This is a genomic window from Streptomyces sp. B1866 (genome assembly GCF_031932565.1).
Lineage (GTDB): Bacteria > Actinomycetota > Actinomycetes > Streptomycetales > Streptomycetaceae > Streptomyces.
Genome location: NZ_JAVSCF010000252.1, coordinates 1 through 9,077 on the forward strand (window position 1 = coordinate 1; position 9,077 = coordinate 9,077).

General features: G+C 77.3%; 8 protein-coding genes. 2 read left to right on the forward strand and 6 right to left on the reverse strand.

Annotation, left to right across the window (positions count from 1 at the left end; all coding sequences use genetic code 11):
* The 5 genes from RKE29_RS24575 to RKE29_RS24595 all read right to left on the reverse strand — a co-directional run.
* On the reverse strand, window positions 1-1,686 hold a 1,686-nt coding region (locus RKE29_RS24575; RefSeq protein ID WP_312007806.1), incomplete at its 3' end, for a DUF2264 domain-containing protein.
* A gap of 187 nt (window positions 1,687-1,873) precedes the next feature.
* Entirely contained in the window at window positions 1,874-2,848 is a 975-nt protein-coding gene (locus RKE29_RS24580) for a hydroxyacid dehydrogenase (protein ID WP_312007807.1), read from the reverse strand.
* A gap of 349 nt (window positions 2,849-3,197) precedes the next feature.
* Window positions 3,198-3,659 (reverse strand): cold shock domain-containing protein, encoded by a 462-nt coding sequence (locus tag RKE29_RS24585; RefSeq protein WP_312007799.1) that lies wholly within the window; start codon window positions 3,657-3,659, stop codon window positions 3,198-3,200.
* Between the two features lie 232 nt (window positions 3,660-3,891).
* Window positions 3,892-4,725: a class II fructose-bisphosphate aldolase gene (locus RKE29_RS24590; protein ID WP_312007800.1), complete on the reverse strand. Its 834-nt coding sequence runs from the start codon at window positions 4,723-4,725 to the stop codon at window positions 3,892-3,894.
* Window positions 4,726-4,911: 186 nt separating this feature from the next.
* Window positions 4,912-6,063, reverse strand: coding sequence for an SIS domain-containing protein (locus tag RKE29_RS24595; protein ID WP_312007801.1), 1,152 nt, complete (start codon window positions 6,061-6,063; stop codon window positions 4,912-4,914).
* 661 nt (window positions 6,064-6,724) lie between these two features.
* Here RKE29_RS24595 and RKE29_RS24600 point away from each other — a divergent pair.
* Entirely contained in the window at window positions 6,725-7,285 is a 561-nt protein-coding gene (locus tag RKE29_RS24600) for a hypothetical protein (protein ID WP_312007802.1), read from the forward strand.
* Between the two features lie 240 nt (window positions 7,286-7,525).
* Here the strand turns inward: RKE29_RS24600 and RKE29_RS24605 are convergent, their stop codons facing one another.
* Entirely contained in the window at window positions 7,526-8,242 is a 717-nt protein-coding gene (locus tag RKE29_RS24605; RefSeq protein WP_312007803.1) for a TetR/AcrR family transcriptional regulator, read from the reverse strand.
* 108 nt (window positions 8,243-8,350) lie between these two features.
* Here RKE29_RS24605 and RKE29_RS24610 point away from each other — a divergent pair, with 108 nt between their 5' ends.
* The gene (locus RKE29_RS24610) at window positions 8,351-8,956 is read left to right on the forward strand and encodes an NAD(P)H-dependent oxidoreductase (RefSeq protein ID WP_312007805.1); all 606 of its coding nucleotides are present in this window, start codon (window positions 8,351-8,353) and stop codon (window positions 8,954-8,956) included.
* Window positions 8,957-9,077 lie beyond the last annotated feature (121 nt).

Genomic DNA, 9,077 nt, shown 5'->3' on the forward strand with positions numbered 1-9,077 from the left:
GGGCCCCGCGCCCGCGCCGCGGGCCGCCGTCCACGCGGCGGCCGGGGCGGCGGACGTACCGGCGGTGACCGCCTCCCCGGCCGTGGCCCAACCGGTCTGCCGGGCGGCGGCGCCGTCCGGGGCGCCGCTGACCAGGTGGGCCCGGACCTCGTCCGCGCCGCGCGCCAGGGTCAGCGAGGTGACCAGCGCGCCGGGCAGGGGAGCGTCCGCCAGGCGCGGCCGGTGCGCGGAGGCGGCCCAGCCCGGGCCCGCCCCCAGCGGCTCGATCCGCCCCCGGTGCGTGAGGCGGCCCGCCACGACCAGGCCCGCGTGGTTGTCGGGCACGGCGCCGGGGGCCGTCGGGCCGGTGGCGGTGGAGTAGGCGAGGCGGGCGTACAGCGGGTCGTCGGGCCCGGTGGCGGTCTCGGGCCGGTTGTCGGAGCCGTGGTTGTGCGCCCGTACCAGCCCGTCGTCCGCCGTGCGCACGTCCGCCGTGCTCTCGTCCGCCTCCCGCTCGGCCGCCGTGCTCTCGTCCGCCGTGCTGTGGACCAGCCAGCCCGGGCCGGGCAGGGCCACGGCCGCGTCGGCGCGCTCCGCCGGGCCCGGCTCCTCCACGGCCGTCCACACCGGGTCGTCCGCCGGGAGCAGCAGCCCCAGGAAGCCCTTGGCGGCCCAGTACGGGGACGCCGGGCCGGAGTAGGACTGCACGGTCGGCGCGTGCGGCCCGTACCAGCCCAGGGACAGCAGGCCGCCGGCCGCCGCGCCGCGGTCCAGGAAGTGCCGCAGCGCGCCCGAGGCCAGGCGGCGGGTCGCGCCCGGGGCCAGCGGCGTGTGCCCGGTGAGCGCGCCGGCGAACAGCGGCGCGGCCGCGGCGAACCGGTACGTCAGCGAGCGGCCCAGGTGCAGCGGGGCCCCGTCGCCGCCGAACAGGCGCGTGTAGCCGCGCAGGTGGGCGGCGAGCCGCGGGCCGTACCGGTCGAGCAGGCCGCGGTCGCCGGACAGGTGCGCGTGCAGCACCGGGTACAGGTGCAGGGCCCAGCCGTTGTAGTGGTCGAAGGCCCGGGGGCGGCCGTCGGTGTACCAGCCGTCGCCCGCGTACCACCCCTCCAGCCGCTCCAGGCCGCGCGCCACGGCGGCGCGGGCCGCGTCGGTGTCGGCGCCGGCCTCGGCCAGGAAGCCGCCGACGGTGAGCGGGAACAGCCACCAGTTGTTGTCGTGCGGGGCGCGGCGCAGCGCCGCCGACAGCCACGCCACGGCCCGCTGCCGCACCGGGTCGGCCAGCCGGTCCCACAGCCAGGGCCGGGTCAGCCGCAGCGCCAGGGCGACCGACGCGGCCTCGACCATCGCCTGGCCGCGGTCGCGGATCACCGGCCAGGACTCGTCGCCGGCGGCCGGCGGCAGGTCCGGGTCCACCGGGCGCCGGGTGCCGGCCGCCAGGCCGTCGGCGTACCCGGCCAGCAGCCCGCCCGGGTCGGCCCCGCCCGCCCCGGCCACCCGGAAGGCGGCGAGCAGGAACGTACGGGCATAGCCCTCCAGGCCGTCCGACCGCTCGCCCGAGCAGCTCGGCCCGGCGCCGGGCAGCCGGATCAGGGCGTGCCGCGGGGAGGCGTACGGGCGTACGGCCGCGAGCAGCCCGTCCGCGACGGCCTCCCAGTGAGCCCGCGTCCAGCCGGTACGGGGACTGCGGGCGCGGTCCTCCGGGGGCAGGGAGAAGGGGTGCGGTCCGTCTCCGCCGTGCGGCCCCGTCGTGCCGTGCGGCCCCGTCGTGCCGTGCGGCCCCGTCGTGCCGTGCGGCCCCGTCGTGCCGTGCGGCCCNGCCCCGTCGTGCCGTGCGGCCCGGTCGTACGGCCCGGCCCGCAGCCGCCGGACGGTCCCGTCGCGCCGTGCGGTCCCGTCATGCCGAGGGGTCTGCCCGGTGCACGGGGTGCGCGAACGGCAGCCCGGCCGCGTACCGCGCCAGCTCGTCCAGGGCGGCCGCGGCCAGCCGGTGCAGCTCGGTGCCCAGCGAACCGGCGGCGTGCGGGGTGAGCACCACGTTCGGCAGGTCGTACAGCGGCGAGCCGGGCGGCGGCACCTCCGGGTCCGTCACGTCCAGCACCGCGTGCAGCCGGCCCGAGACGAGTTCGGCGAGCAGGGCGTCCTGATCGACCAGGGCGGCGCGCGCGGTGTTGACCAGGGTCGCGCCGTCGCGCATCAGGGCCAGCCGCCGCCGGTCGACGAGGTGCCGGGTCGCGGGCAGTTCGGGCGCGTGCACGCTCACCACGTCGCAGGCCGCGCACAGCTCGTCCAGGTCCGCGGCGGCGGCGCCCAGCCTCCTCGCCTCGCCCGGGCCGAGATACGGGTCGTACACCAGCAGCCGCAGGTCGTACGGGCGCAGCAGGCGCAGCACCCGGCGTCCCACGCGGGAGGCGCCGACCACGCCGACCGTCTTGCCGTAGTTGCCGACGTGCGGGTAATCGCCCCGCCAGTCGGGGCGGGCGCGGCGGCGCCGGTAGTCGTCGCGCACGGTGAACAGGCCCTTGTTGGCCATCAGGACGGCGGCCACCGTGTACTCCGCGACGGGCAGCGCGTTGGCCCACGCCGCGGAGGAGACCAGGATGCCCCGGTCCCAGCAGGCGTCCGTGACGTGGCCTCGGACGGAGCCCGCCGCGTGCACGACCGCGCGCAGCCGCGGCGCGGCCGCCAGCACGGCCTCGTCCAGAGGCGGGCAGCCCCAGCAGCTCACCACGACCTCGGCCGCGCGCAGCGCCCGCGCCGCGGCGGGGGCGGCGAAGTCGTCGGCGACGAGCCCGGGGTCCACGTCGGCCAGGGCGGTGAGCCGGTCCAGCCGCTCGGCGCCGAACAGGCGCGGCGCGACGCCGGGCTCCATCGCCAGCAGGGCGCGGACCCGGCGCGGCGCACCTGGCGGCGGGTCCGCGGGGGTGCGGTGGGACACGGGACGTCCTGCGGGTCGAACGGCTGGCGGGTCGAACGGCTGGAAACCGCGCCGCCGCGAGCCGCCGGGCCGCCCGGGGGCGCCGCCCGGCCGCCGGGCGAACGATCCGATGATATGCGCCACCGGTGGTGTCCACATCGCGGACGCCGCCGACCGCCTCGCTCCGCTCCCCGGCGCACCGTACGGCCGGCAGCCCCGACGTGCCGCGTGCTGGTCCGGCCCGGGCGGGCCGGACCAGCACGCGGGCGCGCTCAGCCGCGTCCCGGACGTCCGGGACGAGCGGTCAGGACTCCACCCACCGGTGCGTCTGCGCCAGCTTGATGATCCGTCGGCGCGTCTGAAGGATCTGCTCGCCGGTCAGGGCGGGCGTGACCAGCAGCAGGGCCTCGGTCAGCTCGTGCTGGAACTCGGACGCCGACAGCAGGTCGCACACGCCGTCCTCGGCGTCCTCCTCGCCCGGCGTGCCGCTCGCGGCCACGGCGGCCTGCCGCACCGGGGCCGTACCGCCCGGGCCGGCCGGGCCGGGGCCGGCGGAGCCGCCGGGACCGACCAGGCGCACTTCGGACGCCTTCAGCCCGCGCTCGCCGTCCTCCACCTCGAAGGAGACCCGCAGCCCGGGCCGGAACAGGTATTTGTCGTCCAGCAGGTCGTTCGCGTGGACGAAGACGTCCTCGCTCCCGTTGTCCGGCGCGATGAAGCCATAGCCCCGGAACTCGTCGAACCGGACTACCTTCCCCGTTGCCATACCACACACCCCAACCTCAACACGGCCCGCCAACGGGCCACTCCACAAGGGACCCGGGCCGGCCGCGCGGGCCCCGCCCGGTCGCGGGCCCGGGTCCGCCACCGCCGCCCGGGCGTCCCACTCGGCCCCCAGTCTGCCCGGCGAGGCCGGTCGCCGACAACGGGCCCGGCCCGGGAGCGCCGAGCCGCTGCCGGCCGGACGGCCGGCAGCGGCGGTACGGCGCCCGGCGGCGTCAGGCCAGCACGCGCAGCAGGTGCCCGGCGGTGGCGGCCATCGCGTCGCGGGCCGCGGCCAGGTAGACGCGCGGGTCGTGCACCGCCGGGTCCGCGGCGAGGCGGTCGCGTACGGCCCCGGTGAAGGCGAGGTTCAGGGCGGTGCCCACGTTGACCTTCACCATGCCGGCCCGCACCGCCCGCCGCAGCTCCGCGTCCCCGACCCCGGACGAGCCGTGCAGCACCAGCGGCACGGCCACGGCCTCGCGCAGCCGCGCGATGAGCGGGTGGTCCAGCCGCGCCGAGCGCTCGGTCATGGCGTGGGAGCTGCCCACCGCCACGGCGAGCGCGTCCACGCCCGTACGGGCGACGAACGCCGCGGCCTCGTCCGGCCTGGTGCGCACGCCCGGCGCGTGCGCACCGTCCTTCCCGCCGACCTCGCCCAGCTCCGCCTCCAGCCAGATGCCGTGCCCGTGCGCCCAGTCGGCGGCCTCGGCGGTGGCCCGTACGTTCTCCTCGTACGGCAGCCGCGACGCGTCGAACATCACCGAGGACACCGCCGTGCCCGCCGCCGCGCGCAGCAGCGCGGGGTCCGTCACGTGGTCCAGGTGCAGCGACACGGGCCCGGCGGCCGCCTGCGCGACGGCGGTCGCGGCGGCCAGCAGGCCGGACAGCCGGCCGCCGTGGAAGCGCACGGCGTTCTCGCTGATCTGGAGCACCACCGGCAGGCCGGTGGCGTCGGCGGCCCGCACCACGGCCTCGGCGTGCTCCAGCGTGATCACGTTGAACGCCGCGAGACCGCGCCCGGCGGCCCGGGCGGCGGCGACCAGCTGGGAACTCGAAGCGACGGGCATGAACGTTCCCTCCCGGTCTTTCCCGATCTTTCCCGGGCTCTCGCGGCTCTCTCGGGTCTTTGTGAGGCGTGCGGCGGCCGTGTCCCGGCCGTACCCGGTCCGCGGCGTACCGTCGGAAAGCGCCGTGCGGCGCGCCGCACGGCCGCCCGCCGGTCACCGTCTCGGCGGGCGGACGGCGGTCGTGCCTCACGCCTCGGGGCCGCCGACGTGCGCCCGCGGCAGCACCACCGACCGGGTGAGGTTGCGCGGGCGGTCCGGGTCCAGGCCGCGGGCCTGGGCCACGGCCACGGCCAGGCGGTGCACCCGGACCAGGTCGGCCATGGGGTCCAGCCGCCGGTCCGGCGCCGCGTGCGGCCCGGAGTCCGCGACCAGGGCGCCGCCCGCCGCGGCCACGTCCTCCGCCAGGCCCGCGGGAAGCGCGCCCAGCGCCCACACCGCCCGGCCGGGCCCGGTCACGCTGACCGGGCCGTGCCGGTACTCCATCGCCGGGTACGCCTCGGTCCACGCCCCGGCCGCCTCCCGCAGCTTCAGCGCCGCCTCCCGGGCCAGCCCGACCGTCCAGCCGGTGCCGACGAAGGTGACCTGCTCGGCGCCGGTGAGCCCGGGCGGCAGCTCCCGGGCCAGCGCCCGCTCGCCGTCGGCGGCCACCGCCTCGACGTCCTCGCCCAGACGGGCCCGCAGCAGGGCCAGCGCGCTGGTCGCGAAGCGGGTCTGCACCACCGACTCCTCGTCGGCGAAGTCCAGGACGACGGTCTCGTCGGCCGCGTCCGCGACCGGGGCTCCCGGGACGGCGGTGACGGCGGACAGCCGGGCGGCGCCGCGCAGCCGGTCCAGGAGGGCCAGCACCTCCGTGGTGGTGCCGGACCGGCTGATGGCCAGCACCCGGTCGTAGAACCGGGCCAACCGGGTCCGGGGGAACTCCGAGGCGGCGAAGGCGTCCGTGTGCCCCTGTCCCCGCGCCTCGCGCAGCGCCGCGTAGCTCTGGGCGACGAACCAGGACGTGCCGCAGCCCACCACGGCGACCCGCTCGCCGGACCGCGGCAGGGCGTCGGCCGACGGGGCCAGCGCGGCGGCCCGCCGCCAGCGGCCGGGCTGCGAGGCGATCTCGGCGGCGGTGGCGCAGCTGCCGGCGGTCGGCCCGCCGCCCGCTGCCTGGCCGGCCGCTGCCTGGCCGCCGGGTGTCTGGCCGCCGGGTGTCTGGCCGCCGGGTGTCTGGCCGCCGGGTGTCTGGCCGCCGGGTGTCTGGCCGCCGGGTGTCTGGCCGCCGGGTGTCTGGGCGCCGGGCGGCGGCGGGCTCGCGGCGGACGCCGCGCCACGGTATGCCGGGTCACTGGACATCTGGCGCGCTCCTCGCGGTACGAAGGGCTGTGAGACGGCGCCTGCCGGCCGGCCGCGGGTTCGCCGTGGCGGCGCTGGGCACGGTGTGATCATGACATGGCGCGCGGGAGGGGCGAAGAGCGCCCGGGCCGCGACACTCCGGGCGGAGGCTCCCCGGTCACCGGCGCGCGGGCGGCGGTGCCTGACGGCGGGTCACCACAGGGGAGGCCGGGGGCCGGGCGCACGGGCGCGTCGGCCGTACGCCACCCGGCGGCCGCGGGGCCCCGGCCGCCTCAGGGGTTTCCCGCGGCTGGGAACAGGAATCATTTACACGCGTTTTATGATATCGCTCCCGATTGTTGATATGCTTTATGGGCCGGGTCGTTTCGGAACGGGTGGTCCTGTCGGGAGGTGAACGGGATCACTGGCTGGTTCGAGTGCGTGGCATATGCCTTTGAGCGGGCTCGTGCGGAATCTTCACGCGGGCCGGAAGGGCTGCGAATCGCGTGCTCGGCGGCCCCTGGCGAAATCATGTCAGCGCGCAGTCGGCCAGGGCCGGTGAGAGTGATATCTGACACAGTGGCGGGGGATTGACGTGATCAGATCTTTTTGTGTGAGTCGAGAGTGCTCGAACCGCGACAGCGGAACGCGGCGGCCGGGCGAGACCGTGACGGGCCTGCCGATGTGTCCGTCGTGCCGCACCCGGCTCAGGGCGGATCTCGTCGAACTGCCCAGGCTCTACGGCGACTGCGAGTCCGTGCTGGTCCGGCGGCCCGGCCCGGCGCTGGAGCGGCTGGGCGGACGGCGGGTGGGCGCCGCCCTGTCGCTCGACGAGGCGGCGGTGGCCGCCCGTTCGGGGGTCCGCTCCCTCCTCGCCCGCTGGTCGGCCCGGGTGGCCCGGGAGCGCGGCGCGCCGCTGCCCGCCCGCCGGGAGCCGGGCGACCTGGCGGTCTACCTGGTGGGCCACGTCGACTGGCTGCTCGCCCACCGGAGGGCCGGGGACTTCGCCGAGGAGGTCGCCGCCGTGTCGCGCGCCGCGCGTCGCGTCGCGTATTCCCGTACGGGCGCCCGCACGGAGCTGGGTCCGTGCCCCTGTTCCGGGTGCACCGGGACGGTCTTCGCCGAACGGCCCGCCGACGGGGCCGCCCGGACGCCGGCCGTGCGCTGCGATTCGGGGCACGCCTGGAAGTCCCACGAATGGCTGCTGCTGTCCCGCCGGATGGACCGGGCCGCGCAATCCTAACGGACCGTCGGGCCGTTCGCGCGGGAAAGGGCACCGCGCGGGCGGCCCGGCCGGCGGGAGTACGGCGGTACGGTGCCATTCCCGCGGCCCGGTGATTCCCGCGGTGCGGTGATTCCCGCGGAACCGGGTATGCGGAACCGGTCCGCCCGCGATTCGCGCGCCGCGCTCCGCGGGCCGTGGTCCGCGTTTCGGTGTGCGGTGCATTCCGGTCGGCTCCGGCGGAATTCGGCGGCGCCGCGCTCAGGACTCGTGCGGTGCCCGCGCGTCGGCGGGTCCGCGGCCCCGCCGCGCGGCCGGGGCGCCCGTGGCCGCCGCGCCCGCGCCGTAGCCGTACAGGAAGGCGCGGACGGCCGCCGCGACCCGCTCGGCCGCCGCGTCCCGCGACCCGGCGCCGGCCTGGCAGACCGGGCGCGCGGCCGAGATCAGCACCCCGAAGTGGACGGCGGCGAGGTCCGGGTCGTCGGCGCGCAGCAGCCCCCGGTCGGCCAGCTCGCCGAGGCGGCGGGCGAGTTCGCGGCGCACCCGCAGCGGACCGTTCTCCTGCCACGTCTCGACCGTGCCGGGCGGCACGTGGGCGGACTCCGAGTCCAGCTGCCGGACCAGGGAGAAGTGCGCGTGGCGGTCGTCCCCGGCGGGCAGGATCCAGTCCTTGGCGAACTCGACCAGGTCGGACTCCAGGTCGGTGACGTCGCCCAGGTGCCGGTCGATGGTCGCGATCTGGGACTCGGCCACCCGGTCCGTACTGTCCTGGATGACGGTGCGGAACAGCTCGGCCTTGTCGCGGAAGTGGTTGTAGATGGTGCGCGTGGACACGCCCGCCTCGGCGGAGATGGCGTCGATACTCGCGTGGGTGTAGCCGTCCCGCGCGAACACCGCCAGGGCCCCGGCGAGGATGGCCCGGCGCTTGTCCGCCAGTCCGCCGCGCGCGCGAGTCCTCGGTGCGTCCTGACTGCCCATCGGTCTCCTCGGAAGGTACAGCGCTCGTTTTACATTTTGCCATGCAGGTTGTACTTTACCCGAGGTGGCCACATCTGTCCGAGGAGCGAGCCCAGAGAGGAACGCGTTATGACCAGGATCGGCGTCATAGCCGGCAGTACCCGCCCGGGGCGCCGGGCCGTGATGGTGGCGGACTGGGTCGTCACGGCGGCCGCCCGGCACCCCGCGGTGGCGGCCGGCGACGTCACCGTCGAGCTGGTGGACCTGGCCGACTTCGGCCTTCCGGTGCTGGACGAGCCGGTCCCCGCGCGGTTCGGCTCCTACGCGAACGCGCACACCGTCAAGTGGTCGGAGGCGATCGGCTCGTACGACGGCTTCGTGTTCGTGGCTCCGGAGTACAACCACTCCATCTCCGGCGCGCTGAAGAACGCGATCGACTACCTGTCGGCGGAGTGGGCCGACAAGGCCGCGGGCTTCGTCACCTACGGGGTGCACGGCGGCACGCGCGCGGCGGAGCACCTGCGGGTCATCCTCGGCGAGCTGAAGGTCGCCGACGTGCGCTCCCAGGTGGCGCTCTCGGTGTTCAGCGACTTCAGGATCACGGATCCGGCGCAGCCGGGCGAGTTCACTCCGGGCCCGCACCAGGAGCCGACCCTGCTGGAGATGCTGGGCGAGCTGTTCGCGTGGAGCCGGGCGCTGGAGCCGCTGCGCGCCGCGCGGACGGCGGGGGCCTGACGGGCTCTCACGGCACGCGTCACGGGCGCGCGCCCTGCGCCGCACCGGCCGCGCCCGGTCGGGCGCGCGGTCCGGCTTCCGCAAAGCGCCGGATGCCGCCGCGGGCGCGCCGCCCGGGCCG